This window comes from Streptomyces alfalfae (genome assembly GCF_004127445.1).
GTDB classification, from domain to species: Bacteria; Actinomycetota; Actinomycetes; order Streptomycetales; family Streptomycetaceae; genus Streptomyces; species Streptomyces alfalfae.
Window position 1 is genome coordinate 210974 of sequence record NZ_QEXM01000045.1, and the last position, 16884, is coordinate 227857.

At 71.3% G+C, this 16884-nt stretch carries 13 protein-coding genes and 1 riboswitch; of the genes, 7 read left to right on the top strand and 6 right to left on the bottom strand.

Features of this window, described 5'->3' with window-relative positions:
- Window positions 1-9: 9 nt before the first annotated feature.
- A riboswitch (cyclic di-AMP (ydaO/yuaA leader) is annotated at window positions 10-172 on the bottom strand.
- Between the two features lie 195 nt (window positions 173-367).
- The gene (locus DCW30_RS27835) at window positions 368-1753 is read right to left on the bottom strand and encodes a M16 family metallopeptidase (protein WP_076684167.1); all 1386 of its coding nucleotides are present in this window, start codon (window positions 1751-1753) and stop codon (window positions 368-370) included.
- Window positions 1750-3132 carry a M16 family metallopeptidase gene (locus DCW30_RS27840; protein WP_076684168.1) on the bottom strand — a complete coding sequence of 461 codons (1383 nt, stop codon included), beginning with the start codon at window positions 3130-3132 and terminating at the stop codon, window positions 1750-1752. The genes DCW30_RS27835 and DCW30_RS27840 overlap by 4 nt, the downstream gene beginning before the upstream one ends.
- Before the next feature lie 219 nt (window positions 3133-3351).
- Here DCW30_RS27840 and DCW30_RS27845 point away from each other — a divergent pair, with 219 nt between their 5' ends.
- Window positions 3352-5805, top strand: a complete 2454-nt coding sequence (locus DCW30_RS27845) for a DNA gyrase/topoisomerase IV subunit A (RefSeq protein WP_076684169.1) — start codon at window positions 3352-3354, stop codon at window positions 5803-5805.
- A gap of 34 nt (window positions 5806-5839) precedes the next feature.
- Here the strand turns inward: DCW30_RS27845 and DCW30_RS27850 are convergent, their stop codons facing one another.
- Window positions 5840-6982, bottom strand: coding sequence for a CobW family GTP-binding protein (locus tag DCW30_RS27850; protein WP_076684170.1), 1143 nt, complete (start codon window positions 6980-6982; stop codon window positions 5840-5842).
- 365 nt (window positions 6983-7347) lie between these two features.
- On the opposite strand from DCW30_RS27850, the gene DCW30_RS27855 reads away from it, so the two are divergent.
- Together DCW30_RS27855 and DCW30_RS27860 are read left to right on the top strand one after the other, a co-directional pair.
- On the top strand, window positions 7348-7911 hold the full coding sequence (locus tag DCW30_RS27855; RefSeq protein WP_076684171.1) for a DUF6082 family protein: 564 nt from the start codon (window positions 7348-7350) through the stop codon (window positions 7909-7911).
- Between the two features lie 309 nt (window positions 7912-8220).
- Complete coding sequence (locus DCW30_RS27860; protein WP_232626857.1) at window positions 8221-8460, top strand: hypothetical protein; 240 nt, start codon at window positions 8221-8223, stop codon at window positions 8458-8460.
- A gap of 43 nt (window positions 8461-8503) precedes the next feature.
- On the opposite strand, the gene DCW30_RS27865 is transcribed toward DCW30_RS27860, so the two are convergent.
- The gene (locus DCW30_RS27865; protein ID WP_076684172.1) at window positions 8504-9685 is read right to left on the bottom strand and encodes a citrate synthase/methylcitrate synthase; all 1182 of its coding nucleotides are present in this window, start codon (window positions 9683-9685) and stop codon (window positions 8504-8506) included.
- Window positions 9686-9806: 121 nt separating this feature from the next.
- Here DCW30_RS27865 and DCW30_RS27870 point away from each other — a divergent pair, with 121 nt between their 5' ends.
- The 4 genes from DCW30_RS27870 (at window position 9807) to DCW30_RS27885 (ending at window position 14495) form a co-directional block, all read left to right on the top strand.
- A complete protein-coding gene (locus DCW30_RS27870; RefSeq protein WP_076684173.1) occupies window positions 9807-11075 on the top strand; it encodes a citrate synthase family protein in 1269 nt (422 codons plus the stop codon).
- A gap of 27 nt (window positions 11076-11102) precedes the next feature.
- Entirely contained in the window at window positions 11103-12056 is a 954-nt protein-coding gene (locus DCW30_RS27875; RefSeq protein ID WP_076684174.1) for a sucrase ferredoxin, read from the top strand.
- Window positions 12057-12180: 124 nt separating this feature from the next.
- Complete coding sequence (locus tag DCW30_RS27880) at window positions 12181-13821, top strand: ATP-binding protein (protein ID WP_076684175.1); 1641 nt, start codon at window positions 12181-12183, stop codon at window positions 13819-13821.
- On the top strand, window positions 13818-14495 hold the full coding sequence (locus tag DCW30_RS27885) for a response regulator (RefSeq protein ID WP_076684176.1): 678 nt from the start codon (window positions 13818-13820) through the stop codon (window positions 14493-14495). The genes DCW30_RS27880 and DCW30_RS27885 overlap by 4 nt, the downstream gene beginning before the upstream one ends.
- A gap of 22 nt (window positions 14496-14517) precedes the next feature.
- On the opposite strand, the gene DCW30_RS27890 is transcribed toward DCW30_RS27885, so the two are convergent.
- Window positions 14518-16110 (bottom strand): solute symporter family protein, encoded by a 1593-nt coding sequence (locus DCW30_RS27890; protein ID WP_076684177.1) that lies wholly within the window; start codon window positions 16108-16110, stop codon window positions 14518-14520.
- Window positions 16107-16742 (bottom strand): DUF485 domain-containing protein, encoded by a 636-nt coding sequence (locus DCW30_RS27895; RefSeq protein WP_079249969.1) that lies wholly within the window; start codon window positions 16740-16742, stop codon window positions 16107-16109. The genes DCW30_RS27890 and DCW30_RS27895 overlap by 4 nt, the downstream gene beginning before the upstream one ends.
- Window positions 16743-16884: the final 142 nt, after the last annotated feature.

The window sequence follows — 16884 nt, forward strand, 5'->3', positions numbered from 1 at the left end:
GCGGCTGATCCTTTCCTTCCCTCTCGCCTACCGGGTTAGCTGACGGGTTCGGAGCAGGAAGGTCTCCTACGAGTCCCTCGCCCTGCGGCAAGGTTCCCGATTCACCCCAAGGGACGTGTGGGTCCCCGGCTCCCCTGGCTCGCGCCGTACGGGGACTCGGCGATGACTGCCCGGTGCCGCGGCTGCGGCGTACTGCGTGACGGACAGCCGGACCGACGCTAAACGTGTCGTCTTTCGAACGACAAACAGAACGCCTCTTTTGTAGCGCACGCCACACGGCAGACAGGCAACCTCCGTAGTAATTCGGACATATGAGGACCCCGGCGACCGAAACGGCCACCGGGGTCCTGATATGTCCTGACTCCGCTCAGCCGGAGACGACGCTCACGTCACCGATGCCGAGGGCCCTGACGGGCTCCTCGATGCGCGCGGCGTCGCCCACGAGGATCGTCACCAGGTGGTCCTCCGGGAAGGCGCTCACGACCGCCGCGGTGGCCTCCACGGTGCCGGTGGCGGCCAACTGCCGGTAGAGCCGGGCCTGGTAGTCGTCCGGGAGGTTCTGCTCGACCTGGTCGGCGAGCGTGGCCGCCACGGAGGCCGCCATCTCGTACTTGAGCGGGGCGACGCCCACCAGGTTCTGCACCGCCACGTCGCGCTCGGCGTCGGTCAGGCCTTCCGCGGCGAGCGTGCGCAGCACGTTCCAGAGGTCTTCGAGCGCGGGGCCCGTGGACTCCGTGTCGACCGATCCGCTGATGGCGAGCATCGCGGCGCCCGAGCCGTCCGGGGCGGAGCGCAGCACCTGGCCGAAGGCGCGCACTCCGTAGGTGTAGCCCTTCTCCTCCCGCAGGACGCGGTCGAGACGGGAGGTGAGGGTGCCGCCGAGGCAGTACGTGCCGAGGACCTGGGCCGGCCAGACGCGGTCGTGCCGGTCCGGGCCGATGCGGCCGATCAGGAGCTGCGTCTGCACGGCTCCGGGGCGGTCGACGATGACCACGCGGCCGGTGTCGTCGGCGGTGATGGCCGGTACGGGGCGCGGCTCCGCCGTGCTGCCCGTCCAGGTGCCGACGGTGTCCGCGAGCATCGCGTCCAGATCGACGCCCCGCAGGTCGCCGACGATCACCAGGGTGGCCGTCGCCGGGCGGACGTGCTTCTCGTAGAAGGCGCGCACCGCCGCCGAGTCGATGGCGGTGACCGTCTCCTCGGTGCCCTGGCGCGGGCGCGACATGCGCGAGCTCGCCGGGAAGAGCTGCCTGGAGAGCTCCTTGGCGGCCCGGCGCGCCGGGTTGGCCGCCTCGTGCGGGATCTCGTCGAGGCGGTTGCGCACGAGGCGCTCGATCTCGCTGTCCGCGAAGGCGGGGGCGCGCAGGGCGTCGGAGAGCAGTCCGAGCGCCTTCGGCAGGCGCGAGACGGGCACTTCGAGGGAGACGCGGACACCGGGGTGGTCGGCGTGCGCGTCCATGGTGGCGCCGCAGCGGTCGAGCTCGGCGGCGAACTCCTCCGCGGAGTGCTTGTCCGTGCCCTCGTTGAAGGCCCTCGCCATGATCGTGGCGACGCCGTCGAGGCCCTGCGGCTCGGCCTCAAGCGGAGCCTCCAGGTGGACCTCCACCGCGACGACCTGCTGGCCGGGGCGGTTGCAACGCAGCACGGTGAGGCCGTTGGGCAGGGCACCGCGCTCGGGGGCGGGGAAGGCCCACGGCTTGGCCGTGCCGGGCTGTGGCTGCGGGTGGAACTGCATGGTCGCGGCCTCGGTCACTTCGCCGCCTCCTCGTCCTGTTCGGTCTCGCCGGCGGCGGTCTCTTCGGTACCGTCGGCGGCCGTCTCCCGGGCCCCTCCGGCGGCCACGGGCTCGTACACGAGCACCGCGCGGTTGTCGGGCCGCAGGCGGGCCTTGGCGACCTCCTGGACCTCCTCGGCGGTGACGTCGAGGACGCGCCCGACGGCGGTGAGGGCGAGCTGCGGGTCACCGAAGAGGACGGCGTACCTGCACAGTTCGTCCGCGCGTCCCGCGACCGTGCCGAGCCGGTCGAGCCACTCGCGCTCCAGCTGCGCCTGGGCGCGCTCCATCTCCTCCGGAGTGGGGCCCTCCGCGGCGAAGCGGGCCAGCTCCTCGTCGACGGCGGCCTCGATCACCGGGACCTCGACGTCGCCGGAGGTCTTCACGTCGAGCCAGCCGAGCGAGGGCGCGCCGGCGAGCCGCAGCAGGCCGAACCCGGCGGCGACGGCGGTGCGGTCACGGCGCACGAGCCGGTTGTAGAGCCGCGACGACTCGCCGCTGCCCAGGACGGTCAGCGCCAGGTCGGCCGCGTCGCACGCGCGCGTGCCGTCCTCCGGGAGGCGGTAGGCGGCCATCAGGGCGCGGGCGGGGACCTCCTCCTCGACGACCTCGCGGAGCTCCTTGCCGATGCGCTCGGGAAGGGAGCCGTCGCGCGGGGGCTGCTTGCCGTCGTGCGAGGGGATGGAGCCGAAGTACTTCTCGACCCAGGCGAGCGTCTGCTCCGGATCGATGTCGCCGACGACCGAGAGCACGGCGTTGTTCGGCGCGTAGTACGTGCGGAAGAACTGGCGCGCGTCCTCCAGGGTGGCCGCGTCCAGGTCGGCCATGGAGCCGATCGGCGTGTGGTGGTACGGGTGGCCCTCCGGGTACGAGAGGGCGGTCAGCTTCTCGAAGGCGGTGCCGTAGGGCACGTTGTCGTAGCGCTGGCGGCGCTCGTTCTTGACGACGTCCCGCTGGTTCTCCATGGACTCCTCGTCGAGCGCGGAGAGCAGCGAGCCCATCCGGTCGGCCTCGAGCCACAGGGCCAGCTCCAGCTGGTGGGCGGGCATCGTCTCGAAGTAGTTCGTGCGCTCGAAGCTCGTCGTGCCGTTGAGCGAGCCGCCGGCGCCCTGGACCAGTTCGAAGTGGCCGTTGTTCGACACCTGCTTCGAGCCCTGGAACATGAGGTGCTCAAAAAGGTGAGCGAGGCCTGTGCGTCCCTTGACCTCGTGGCGCGAGCCGACGTCGTACCAGAGGCACACCGCGGCGACCGGGGTCAGGTGGTCCTCGGAGAGCACCACGCGCAGGCCGTTGGCCAGCCGGTGCTCGGTCGCTGTCAGGCCGCCGGAGCCGGGCTCGGCTGTGGCCGTGTGACCCATGGGCATGTACGTCCCTTCGATCGCTGAATCTGCAGAATTGCTGCGAGTCCCGCCACTGTATGCAGCGTGCCGACACCTCACGAAGTTCCCGGTCCGCTCACGGCGTAGTCGCCTTTCGACGCCACCGGCGCACGGGTCGTGGTCGGCGTTGTCAGTGGGACGGTCCACAATGGTCGGCGTCAGAACCCGCACTTGCTTGGTGAAGGAGCCGCAGCAGCGATGGCCCGCCGCAGCACGAAGACCCCGCCGCCCGACGACTCGTTCGAGGAGCGGATCCTCGACATCGACGTCGTCGACGAGATGCAGGGCTCCTTCCTCGAGTACGCGTATTCGGTCATCTACTCCCGCGCCCTGCCGGACGCCCGCGACGGCATGAAGCCGGTGCACCGCAGGATCGTCTATCAGATGAACGAGATGGGCCTGCGCCCCGACCGCGGCTATGTGAAGTGTGCCCGTGTCGTCGGCGAGGTCATGGGTAAATTGCACCCCCATGGCGACGCGTCGATCTATGACGCCCTGGTGCGCATGGCCCAGCCCTTCTCGATGCGCCTGCCCTTGGTGGACGGCCACGGCAACTTCGGGTCCCTGGGGAACGACGACCCGCCGGCCGCCATGCGGTACACCGAGTGCCGGATGGCCGACGCCACGTCCCTGATGACGGAGTCGATCGACGAGGACACGGTCGACTTCGAGCCGAACTACGACGGTCAGGAGATGGAGCCGTCCGCCCTCCCGGCGGCGTATCCGAACCTCCTGGTCAACGGCGCTTCGGGCATCGCGGTCGGCATGGCGACGAACATGCCCCCGCACAACCTCGGCGAGGTCATCGCCGCCGCACGGCACCTGATCAGGCACCCGGGGGCCGACCTCGACACCCTGATGAAGTACGTGCCGGGCCCCGACCTGCCCACCGGCGGCAAGATCGTCGGCCTGACCGGCATCAGGGACGCGTACGAGAAGGGCCGCGGCAGCTTCAAGATCCGCGCCACGGCCACCGTGGAGAACGTGACGGCGCGCCGCAAGGGCCTCGTCGTCACCGAACTGCCCTTCAGCGTGGGGCCCGAGAAGGTCATCTCCAAGATCAAGGACCTGGTCGGCTCGAAGAAGCTCCAGGGCATCGCCGACGTCAAGGACCTCACCGACCGCTCGCACGGCCTGCGTCTGGTCATCGAGATCAAGAACGGCTTCGTCCCGGAGGCCGTCCTCGAGCAGCTGTACAAACTGACGCCGATGGAGGAGTCCTTCGGCATCAACAACGTGGCGCTGGTCGACGGCCAGCCCCTCACCCTCGGCCTCAAGGAACTCCTCGAGGTCTATCTCGACCACCGCTTCAACGTGGTGCGCCGGCGCAGCGAGTTCCGCCGCGGCAAGAAGCGCGACCGCCTGCACCTGGTCGAGGGCCTCCTCGTCGCGCTCCTGGACATCGACGAGGTCATCCGTCTCATCCGCTCCAGCGAGAACTCCGCGCAGGCCAAGGAGCGCCTGATCGAGCGCTTCTCGCTGAGCGACATCCAGACGCAGTACATCCTGGACACGCCGCTGCGCCGCCTGACCAAGTTCGACCGCATCGAGCTGGAGTCCGAGCGCGACAAGCTGAACGGCGAGATCGACGAGCTGACCGGAATCCTCGACTCGGACGCGGAGCTCCGCAAGCTGGTCTCGTCCGAACTGGCTGCGGTCGCCAAGAAGTTCGGCACCGACCGGCGCACGGTGCTCCTGCAGTCGGCGGGCTCCCCCGCCGCCACGGTCTCCCTCCAGGTCGCCGACGACCCCTGCCGCGTGCTCCTGTCGTCCACGGGCCTGCTGGCCCGCACGGCCAACGGCGACCCCTTCGGCGAGGACGGCACCAAGCGCGTCAAGCACGACGTGATCGTCTCCGCGGTGCCCGCCACCGCGCGCGGCGAGGTCGGCGCGGTCACGTCCGCGGGACGTCTCCTGCGCCTCTCCGTGGTGGACCTCCCGCAGCTCCCGGAGACGATGAGCGCGCCCAACCTCTCCGGCGGCGCGCCCGTCTCCGAGCTGCTCCCCCTGGAGAAGGACGAGAAGCTCATCTGCCTGATGACCCTCGACGAGTCGTCCCCGGGACTGGCCCTCGGCACCGAGCAGGGCGTGGTCAAGCGGGTGGTGCCCGACTATCCCTCGAACAAGGAGGAGCTCGAGGTCATCACCCTCAAGGACGGTGACCGGATCGTCGGCGCGGCCGAGCTGCGCACGGGCGAGGAGGACCTGGTCTTCATCACGGACGACGCCCAGCTCCTGCGCTACCAGGCCTCCCACGTCCGTCCCCAGGGCCGCCCCGCGGGCGGCATGACGGGCGTGAAGCTGGCCGCCGGGGCGAAGGTCATCTCCTTCACGGCGGTCGACCCGGCGGTGGACGCGGTCGTCTTCACGGTGGCGGGATCGCGCGGCACGCTCGACGACTCCGTCCAGACCACGGCCAAGCTGACGCCGTTCGACCAGTATCCGCGCAAGGGCCGCGCGACGGGCGGTGTGCGCGTCCAGCGGTTCCTGAAGGGCGAGGACTGCCTGAGCTTCGCCTGGGCGGGCCCGACGCCCCCGCAGGCGGCACAGCGCAACGGCACGCCGGCCACGCTGCCGGAGATCGACCCGCGCCGCGACGGCTCGGGCGTCTCGCTGGCGAAGCCGGTGGCGGCGGTCGCCGGGCCGGCATAGCCGGTGGCGGCGGTGGCCGACCGGTGTGGCCGCGCTACGCCTCCGGGTCGGCCTCCGCCGTCTCCTCGTCCTCCTGCACGTAGCGCAGCACGCCCCACATGCCCTGCTCGTCAGCGGTGTGCGGGGCGTCCGCGCGACAGGCGTCGAGGCCCTTCTCCAGACCTGCCACGTCGATTCCCGACCCGATGAGCACGAGCTGGGTCAGCCGCGGCTCGTCCGGGGCCCAGGGCTCCGGGTAGAACCGCAGGAACCGCCCGACGGCGTGCACGGCGTACCGGTTCCGCGGGTCGGAGGCGCCGAAGTCCACGTGGCCCTTGATGCGGTAGAGCCCCTCGGGCCTGCTGTCGAGCAGGGCCATGAGGCGACGCGGGTCAAGAGGCGCCTCCGAGGCGAAGGACAGGCTCTCGTAGGCGGAGTGCAGGTGAGGGGCGTGCCCGGAGCACCCGCCTTCGGCGCGCTCGCCCGGGAGGACGACCGCGTCGCCGTCCTGGGCGACGCTCGCGCCGTCGGCCCGGTCGGCGGTCGCGTCGTCGTCCCGCAGATCGTCGAAGGAGAGCTGCCCGACCCGCTCCCCCACGGGCGCACGGTCGAAGAACAGCTCCACGTCGACGCGCCCGTACGAGGCGGCGACGACGGCCGCGCGCCCGGCGAGACCACGGACGACGTCGAGTAGGCGCTCGCGCTCGGCCCCCGGCACCCGGTCGGTCTTGTTGACGACGACGAGATCGGCGATGCCCAGGTGCCGGTCCACCTCGGGGTGCCGCTCCCGCGTCGCGTCGAACTCCGCGGCGTCGACGACCTCGACGAGCCCCCCGTAGACGATGTGCGGGTTCTCGCTGGCGAGCACCATCTTGACCAGCTCCTGCGGCTCGGCGAGCCCGCTGGCCTCGATGACGATGACGTCGATCCCGGCGGCGGGCCCGGCCAGCCGCTCCAGATACTCGTCGAGTTCGCTCGCGTCCACGGCACAGCACAAGCACCCGTTGCCGAGGGAGACGGTGGAGTCACCGAGCTGCCCGGCGACCGACATGGCGTCGATCTCGATCGATCCGAAGTCGTTGACGATCGCCCCGATACGGGTGCCGCCACTGCGGTGCAGCAGATGGTTGAGCAGGGTGGTCTTGCCGGATCCGAGGAACCCGGCGAGGACGACGACGGGAATCTGCCGCTTGTTCACAACCGTGGGCCCCTCGCACCGACACTCGTACGGACGTCAATGAATTCCGTACGACGAATAAGACGAAGCCAGGATATGCGCGGCGCGCGAGTCACATGGATGCGCGTGGAAAAGCGGCGTCACGTGCGCGTGGAGATGCCTCGAAGTGAACGATTGTTAGCGGCGCTCGCGGGGCACACATTGGGCACGGCGTCGGGATGTGCGACCACCGCTTCCTTCCGTGCGCCTCCTCTCCGCCTCCCCCGTCGATCAGAGCCGCTCGGCACCCTGGGAGGCGGCAAGCGCACGCCCATCGCTCGCCGGTCCGCTCCCTGTCGACCCGCACCCCGACGACCGGCGGACGGTCGCCTAAATCGGGGGTTGACATGCTCACTATAAGAATCGCCGCCGGAAGCCTCCGGCCCGCCGTGGCGGCCGGGTTCGGCCTCGTGGCGGGAGCCATCGGCGCTCTGACCGCGCAGCGCCACATCATTGACGCGCTGCGCCTTCGGCTCGAACAACTGGAACAGGCCGCACACAACCAGCACGACGCCAACCTGGCCGTGCAACAGCGGCTCCACTGGGAACTCCTGAGCAAAGCCATGGACGACGAGGACCTGGCCGAAGTCCTGAACACCTACGAAGAGGACGTCACTCCGCAGCGACACCGCCAGTACCTCTTCGCCAACGCCCTGTACACGAATCTGTTGTTCTACCACCGTGTCGGCAATATCGACCGCGATGAGTTCTTCGGATTCGTGCGCGGAATCTTCCAGAACCCGATCGTCCGGGAGTACTGGAACGCGGGCAGGCACCATCGGGCCACCATCGCGAACGGTTCGGACGAGGCCGAGCTCGGACATCTGGTGGACGACCTGTTGAGGCAACTGGAGGAGGCCGACATCGACGAGTGGTGGGTCATCGGCGAGCCGCCGAGCAGAGAGACCTGAGAGGGAAAGCCGCAGTTCGCAGTGGTCCCGCGAGACTGCGGCACGCTCCCCCGCCCCGTCCCGCCACCGGCGCCCCTCCCTCTCCGCGCAGCCCTCGTCACACCCTTCCGGGACATCACGCGGACGGGTGAGAAACCAGGAGTGGCATCGATCGTTCACTTAATGCCAACTTGGGCCGCTGACTGCGCGGACCGCGCAGGAAATCGCCCCACCCAAACCGACGCTCCACGCCGCCGGTCGAGGCTTGCCCACAAGGACGCCCGGTCAGTCTCAGTGTCAGTGCGTCAGCTTGAGACCAGAGGGAAAACAGTGAGCCACATCATCCGTCGGATCGGCGCTTCTCCCCGCGCGCGAGGCAGCGTGTCCGGACAGAACTGCCCGGATATCTTCGAACTGTCCGACGGAAGCTTCGCGGTGATCGGAACAGACGCCACCGCGAAACTCGATGCCGAACTCCCTCCGGACGCCTCCCGGGGAAACTACGAGCGCATCGTCATCGTCACGAGGGAGACACTCGTGCGCGCCAAGGCCGACATCCCCGACAGCTGACTCCGAGGCGCCACGGAACGGAACGCGCGCGGCGACATGAGTCCTAGGTCGCCGACGCCGGCGGCACCGCGACCGGCGGCTCCACCCCCGCGTACCGCGCCGCCGGGCGGATGATCTTCGGGTCACGCGCCTGCTCGAGGATGTTGGCCCCCCATCCCACCACCCGCGCGCAAGCGAACGTCGGCGTGAACATCTCCCGGGGCAGTCCGCACAGCTCCATGACCACGCCCGCGTAGAACTCCACGTTCGTGTGCAACTCCCGCCCGGGCTTCAGTTCGGCGAGGATCGCCTCCACCCGGCGCTCGACCTCCACGGCGAACTCCACCAGGTCACCGCCGAACTGTCGCGCGATCCCCCGCAGCATGCGCGAACGCGGGTCCTCCGTGCGGTAGACGGGGTGACCGAAGCCCATGATGCGGTCGCCCGCGAGGACCCGTTCGCGGATCCAGCCGTCGATGCGGTCGGCGGTGCCGATCGCGTCGAGGGTGTCGAGAGCACGGCTCGGCGCACCGCCGTGCAAGGGCCCGGACAGCGCGCCGACCGCGCCCACCAGGCAGGCCGCCACGTCCGCGCCGGTAGAGGTGATGACGCGGGCCGTGAACGTTGACGCGTTGAAGCCGTGATCAATGGTCGAGATCAAGTACTGCTCGATCGCCCGCGCACGGGCCGCGTCCGGCTCGCGACCGGTGAGCATGTAGAGGTAGTTGGCCGCGTACGACAGGTCCTCGTGCGGTTCGACGGGCTCAAGGCCCTGGCCGAGCCGGTACAGCGCGGTGAGCAGGGTCGGCACGACCGCCGCGGCGGCCAGGGCGTCCGCGCGGCGGCGGTCGTCGTCGATGTCGTACACCGGCCGGAGCCCCTTCGACGCCCCGAAGAGCGACAGGGCGGTGCGCAAGCCGGAGAGCGGTCCGGAGAGCACGCCGGCGCGGGCGATGGCGGGCAACGCCTCGCGCACCTCGGCCGGGAGGTGCCGCAGCGACGCGGTGCGCCCGGCGAAGGCCGCGCTCTGCTCGGCGTCCGGCAGCTCGCCGTGGAACATCAGGTGCCACACGTCCTCGAAGCTGCGCTTCTGCGCGAGTTCGACGGCCGAGTACTGGCGGTAGTGGTAGAAGCCCTCGTATCCCCGCACGTCCCCGAGTGCGGTCTCGGTGACGACGACGCCCGCCAGCCCTCGTGGGACCTCGACGGGCTCGGCGGGGACAGCGGCGGAGCCATTGATCGGCATGTTCTTCCTCGACTCTCTCCCTGAACTTGATTCGACTGTCCATGCTTGACTCAATACGTGTCAATATTGATTTAATCAATATGTCAATCCATATATCGTGGGTACGGATACGGTGACGCCCATGACGGAGCAAGGAACCGCGCCCGAGGGTCGGCGGCTCAGTACGAAAGAGGCCGCCGAGCTGCTCGGCGTGAAGCCCGAGACCGTGTACGCGTACGTGAGCCGGGGCCAGCTCAGCAGCCGCCGGGGCCCGGGAGCGCGAGGCAGCACGTTCGACCCCGGAGAGGTCGAGGCGCTGGCCCGCAGGAACCGACGGTCGCCCGCGGCGCCGGCCACGGGCGACCAACTCTCCGTACGCACCCGCATCACGCTCATCGACGACGACCGCTACTACTACCGCGGGGTCGACGCCGTACAGCTGGCGCTGGACCACTCCTACGAAGAGGTCGCCGAGTGGCTGTGGACCGGCGTCCTGCGCCCGGACATCCGGTTCACCGCCCCCGCGGAGACGGTCTTGGCGGCGCGCAGGGCCGTCGACGCGCTGCCCGAGCACAGCGGACCGACCGACCGGCTGCGCGTGGCGGCCATCTCCGCCGCAGCCGCCGACCCGCTCCGCTTCGACCTCGCCGAAGAGGCGGTCATCGGCACGGGACGCACATTGATCCCGACCCTCGTCGCCGCGCTCCCACCGGTCCCGTCGAGCCACCACGACGACGGCCCGCTGGCCCGGCGCCTGTGGGCACGGTTGACCGGCATCAAGCCCGACGAGGTCTCGCTGCACATCCTCGACACCGCCCTCGCCCTGCTCGTCGACCACGACCTCGCGGCGTCGACCCTCGCCGTCCGCGTCGCCGCCTCGGCACGCGCCCACCCGTACGCGGCCGTGTCGGCGGGGCTCGGCGTCCTTGAGGGGCCCCTGCACGGCGCGGCCAGCGGCATGGTCCACCGCATGCTCCTCGACGTGCTCGACCGGGGCAGCGCGGCGCCCGTCGTGGCGGCCGAACTCCGCGCGGGCCGCCGCGTACCCGGCCTCGGCCACCGCCTCTACACCGGCGAGGACCCGCGCGCGCAGGCGTTGTTCGCCCTCCTGGAGAACAGGCCCGAGGCGGCGCCCGCGCTCGCCGCGGCACACGACGTCGTGGCCACCACCGCCCGGCACACCGATCTGCGGGCCAACATCGACCTCGCCCTCGCCGTCCTCACCGCCTCCTCCGGGATGCCGGCCGAGGCGGGCGAGACGATCTTCGCGGTGGCCCGTACGGCGGGCTGGATCGCGCACGCCATGGAGGAGTACGACGAACGCCCCCTGCGCATGCGCCCGAGCGGCCAGTACGTGGGGCTGCGCCCGCCCCAGGCCATGCCCGCCTCGGACGGGGCGCGAAAGGTCTGAAGGGACCCGCGCGTTAGGCTCGCCCGCGTGAGTACCTGCGCGACCACCTCCCGAGAACTGGACGAGCCTCTCGCGGGCACCGCCGCCACCGCCAGGACATGGCTCCTGGTCGAGCAGACCGGCCCTTGGGGCGCCAAGGCGCTGACGAGCAGCCACCTCGACCCCGGGCTCGGGCGGGCCCTGGAGACGGCCGCGCAGGGCACCGGTGTCCGCGTCGCGCTCATCCGCCGCCCCGGCCACCACGCCGACACCCGGACAGCGGCCCGGCACCAGGTGTACGTGGCCCACACCGCCCCCGGCCGCACCTGGTTGCGCTCCTGCGTGACGAACGACCCGCGGCGGCTGCTCGACCTCGACTTCGCCGCCCTCGGCGCGGGCGACCACGGCGGCTTCGGCACCCCGCACACGGGCTCCCCGCTGGCCCTCGTCTGCACCAACGGCAAGCGGGACCGCTGCTGCGCCCTGCTCGGCAGGCCGCTCGCCGGGCAGCTGGCCGCCGCGGGTGAAGAGGGTGTCTGGGAGACCACTCACCTGGGCGGCCACCGCTTCGCGCCCACGGTGCTCGTGCTCCCTTACGGCTACGCCTACGGAAGGACCGAGGCGCACACCGTCAAGGAGATCCTCGCGGCGGCGCGCGCGGGTCGCGTGGTCCTCCAGGGCTGCCGGGGCAGCTCCGCCTGGGACCGGCCCGGACAGGCGGCCGAGCTCGCGGTGCGCGCGGCGACGGGTGAGGACGCCGCCGGAGCCCTGGACATCGTCGGCACCCAGGAGGCGGACGGGCACTGGGAGGTGACCGTCGCGCACACCGACGGCCGCCGCTGGCAGGTCACGGTGGCGAGCGGCGCCTCACAGCCGCCCCGCCCGGAAAGCTGCGGCGCAGCCCTCAAGACACCGGCGCGGATGGACGTGGTGGCAGTCACAGCGCTCGCGGACAGGGTTTCCGAGGCGCCGGGCGGGCCCCCGGGGGCAGCGGGCCCCTAGCGCCTCCCGAACCGGCGGCCACGGACCACGGGCCACCGCCCCGCCGGATGCCGCGGCCCCGTACACGAGATCCCCGCCACACTCCCTTCGGAGGAGCCCGCTCACGGCCGTACCGTTCGTACACATGAGCCCGACCCCGCGCGCGCGACGCCTCCGCCTCGGTCTGCCGAGACGCGTGTTCTCGCAGGTGCTGCTGATGCAGCTGGCCATCGCCGCCGGTGTCGCGGTGCTGGCCACCGGGCTGTTCCTCGCGCCGCTCGGCGACCAGCTGGACGACCAGGCGATGCGCCGCGCGCTCGCCATCGCGCAGACGACAGCGGCGCACCCGGGGATCGCCGAGGACCTCCGGTCCTCGCGCCCCTCTGCCGACGGTCCCGTCCAGACGGCGGCCGACCGGATCCGCACGGCCAGCGGCGCCGAGTACGTCGTCATCATGAACAAGGAAGGCGTGCGCTGGTCGCACACCGACCACGGCCAGATCGGCAAGGTCGTCTCGACGGACCCCAGCGACGCGCTGGCGGGCCGCGATGTCATGGAGATCGACGACGGCACCCTGGGCCGCTCGGCGCGCGGCAAGGTACCTCTGCGGGATGACGCCGGGAACATCGTGGGCGCGGTGTCCGTGGGCATCGAGTACGACAGCGTGCGGGCCATCCTGGTCCACTCCATCCCGGAACTGCTCGCCTACGCGGGCGGCGCCCTCGCCGTCGGAGCCATCGCCGCGTACCTGATATCGCGACGGGTCCAGCGACAGACCCGCGACCTGGCCTTCTCCGATATCTCCGCCCTGCTGGCGGAACGCGAGGCCATGCTGCACGGCATCCGCGAAGGGGTCGTGGCCCTGGACCGCGGCGGCCGTATCCGGCTGCTCAACGACGAGGCGCAGCGGCTCCTCGGCCTCGGGGCGGAGGCGATCGGGCGGCCGCTGGACGAGGCCTTGGGCGCCGGGCGCACCACCGACGTGCTGTCCGGCCGGGTGAGCGGCACCGACCTGCTGACCGTCCGCGGCCAGCGCGTCCTGGTCGCCAACCGGATGCCCACCGACGACGGAGGCGCCGTCGCCACCCTGCGCGACCGCACGGAACTGGAGCAGCTCGGCCGTGAGCTCGACTCCACCCGAGGCCTCATCGACGCCCTGCGCGCCCAGGACCACGAGCACGCCAACCGCATGCACACGCTGCTGGGGCTGCTCGAACTGGAGATGTACGAGGAGGCCGCGGAGTTCGTGGGCGAGGTGGCCGGCGCCCATCGGGTGACCGCCGAGCAGATTACGGAGAAGATCCGCGATCCGCTGCTCGCGGCGCTCCTGGTCGGCAAGGCCACGGTGGCGGCGGAGCGGGGCGTCACGCTGTCCGTACCGTCGGACACGGCGCTGCCGGACCGGCTCGTCGACCCGGGCGGCCTCGTCACGATCGTCGGCAACCTCGTCGACAACGCGCTCGACGCCGCCGCGGGCGCCGGCCACGCACGCGTGGAGGTCGCTCTGCGCGCCGAGAACCGTGCCGTCGTCCTCAGAGTGCGTGACACCGGCCCCGGGGTGCCCGCCGAGCGGCGCGAGACGATCTTCACCGAGGGCTGGACCACCAAGGAGCCGCCCGCGCACGGCAAGCGCGGCATCGGTCTCGCCCTGGTGCGCAGGCTCGCGGAGCGGCAGGGCGGCAGCGCGCGGGTCGGCGAGGGGCCCGAGGGCGGTGCGGAGTTCACCGTGGTCCTGCCCGAAGCGCTCACGGAGCCCGCGTTCGCCGCCGTCGAGGAGGCGCGATGATCGAGGTCCTGGTCGTGGACGACGACGTCCGGGTCGCGGACGTCAACGCCGCCTACGTCGCGAAGATCCCCGGTTTCCACGTCGCGGCGAAGGCCCACAGCGCCGCCGAGGCGCTGCGCCTGATCGAGGACGTCCCCGTGGACCTGGTGCTCCTCGACCACTACCTGCCCGACGAGACGGGCCTGGCCGTCGTACGACGGCTGCGTGAGCGCGGGCACCAGACCGACGTGATCATGGTGACGGCGGCGCGCGACGTGGCCACGGTCCAGGCGGCGATGCGGCACGGCGCACTCCAGTACCTGGTCAAGCCGTTCTCCTACGCGGGTCTGCGCGCCAAGCTCGACGCGTACGCGACGCTGCGCCGCACGCTGGACGGCGGGGGCGAGGCCGAGCAGTCCGAGGTCGACAGGATCTTCGGCGCCCTGTCGGCGACGCCTGCGCCGGAGCTGCCCAAGGGCCACTCCCCCACCACGGCGGAGCTCGTGCGCCGGGCCCTGATGGCTGCTGAGGGCCCGCTCTCGGCCGCGGAGCTGGCGGACCTCACCCGGCTGAGCCGGCAGACGGCACAGCGCTACCTGAAGCTCCTGGAGCGCACGGGCCGGGTCAGGCTGAGTCTCAAGTACGGTGACACGGGCCGCCCCGAGCACCGCTACGAGTGGGCGGCGAGCGGCTAGCACCCGGCTCACGGGGGAATCGTTACGCCGCTCCGGCCCCCGTCAGCGAGCGCACCTCCGTCTCCGCGTGCTTGGCTTCGTCCGCCGGTTCGCGCGAGGTCACCGTGCCGAACCAGCCCGCGAGGAATCCCAGCGGGATGGAGACCAGGCCGGGGTTCTCCAAGGGGAAGTACTGGAAGTCCACGCCCGGGAAGAGCGATCCCGGCTCCCCGGAGACCACGGGTGAGAGCACGACGAGCACGAGCGCGGGCAGCAGCCCTCCGTACACCGACCACACCGCGCCCCGCGTGGTGAAGTTACGCCAGAACAGCGCGTACAGCAGCGCGGGCAGGTTGGCGGAGGCCGCCACCGCGAAGGCCAGCCCGACGAGGAAGGCGACGTTGAGATCGCGGGCCAGCAGCCCCAGCCCGATCGCGACCACGCCGATCCCGGCCGCGGCGGTACGCGCCACCGCCACCTCACCGCGCGGCGTGCGGTCGCGCCGCCGCAAGGACGCGTACAGGTCATGGGCCACCGACGCCGACGAGGCCAGGGTGACCCCGGCGACCACGGCGAGGATCGCGGCGAAGGCGACGGCGGCGACGATCGCGAACAGCACCGTGCCCCCGGTGGAATCCGCGCCGCCGCCCAGATCCAGCGCCAGCAGCGGAACCGCCGTGTTGCCCGCGGCGTTCGACCCGCGGACCGTGTCGGAGCCCACGATCGCGGCCGCGCCGAGGCCGAGCACGATCGTCATCAGATAGAAGCTGCCGATGAGGCCGATGGACCAGACGACCGAGCGGCGGGCGGCCCGCGCGGTCGGCACGGTGAAGAAGCGGGACAGGATGTGCGGCAGCCCGGCCGTGCCCAACACCAGCGCGAGTCCGAGGCTGATGAAGTCCAGCCGCGCCGTCCAGTCCCCGCCGTACTTCAGGCCGGGCGCGAGGAACCGCTCCCCCTGCCCACTGCGGTCGGCGGCGGACCGCAGCAGTTGGTCGAAGTCCCCGTGAAAGCGCATCAGCACCAGCACGGTCAGCGCGAGGGCGCCGCCCATCAGCAGTACTGCCTTGACGATCTGAATCCAGGTGGTGGCCCGCATCCCCCCGAACGACACATAGATCACCATGAGCGCGCCGACGCCGACCACCGTCCAGGCCTGGGCCGCCCCGCTCGTCCCACCGAGCAGCAGCGCCACCAGTGAACCGGCTCCCACCATCTGCGCCACCAGATAGAGAACGGACACGGTCACCGAGGAAGTTCCCGCCGCGATCCGCACCGGGCGCTCCCTCATCCGCGCGGCGACGACGTCGGCCAGGGTGAACCGCCCGCAGTTGCGGACCAGTTCGGCCACCAGGAACAGCACGACGAGCCAGGCGACGAGAAATCCCACGGAGTACAGCATTCCGTCGTACCCGAACAGGGCGATCAGACCGGAGATGCCGAGGAACGACGCGGCCGACATGTAGTCACCGGCGATGGCGAAACCGTTCTCCATGGGGGTGAACAGGCGTCCCCCCGCATAGAACTCCTCGGCCGAACCCCGTCGGCCCCGGCTCACCCACGTCGTGATCGCGAGCGTGACGGCCACGAAGGCGCCGAACAGCAGCAGCGCGAGCGTCTGGTGGTCACCGGTCATCGCTCGACCTCCGGTTCCCGGCTACGCGACCCGCTCGGCGCGTCCCGGCCGGCGGCGCGCTCCGGGGCCCCATCCCTGCTCCGGCCCCTGTCCCGCTCCCGCTTCTGCTCCAGCACCGTCCACCGGAGGTCGAGCGCGGCCCGGTCCCTGCGCAGCCGCGCGTGCCTGGCGTACGCCCACGTCAGCAGGAACGTGGTGAGGAACTGCCCGAGTCCCGCCAGCATCGCCACGTTCACGGCTCCGGCGACGGGGTGTGCCATCAGCCCGGGAGCCGCCGTCGCGGTCACGACGTACGCCACGTACCAGGTGAAGAAGGCGGCGGCCCCTGGGATGACGAACCTGCGGTACCGCCTGCGCACCTCCTGGAAGGCGGCACTGCGCTGCACTTCGAGGTAGATGTCCGCGGGGCCCGTGCCCGGCTTCCGGGCGAAACCCGGCGGCATGACGCCGGCGGCCGCCGCGCCGGCGCCCTCCAGTTCCGCCCAGCCGGAGGCGAGCGCGTCATGCCAGGGGTCTCTCGGGCCGCTGACGCGGCCACTGCCCCCACTGCCCCGGCCCGTCCCGGCGTCGGGCACGTCGTGCTTCTCCACCGAACTCTCCTTGCCCGCGGCCCGGTTCGACCGCGTGCCCAAGAATGGACAGAACGGGAAGATCCCTGACTCTTCTCTCCGACCTCTTCACCCCATCAGGTGATACGTCACCTTGTGTGCGTATCACCTGGAGGTTCGCCGATTGGTGTCCGGACGCGGCCGGAGCCGGGTGCTCCACCCGTGG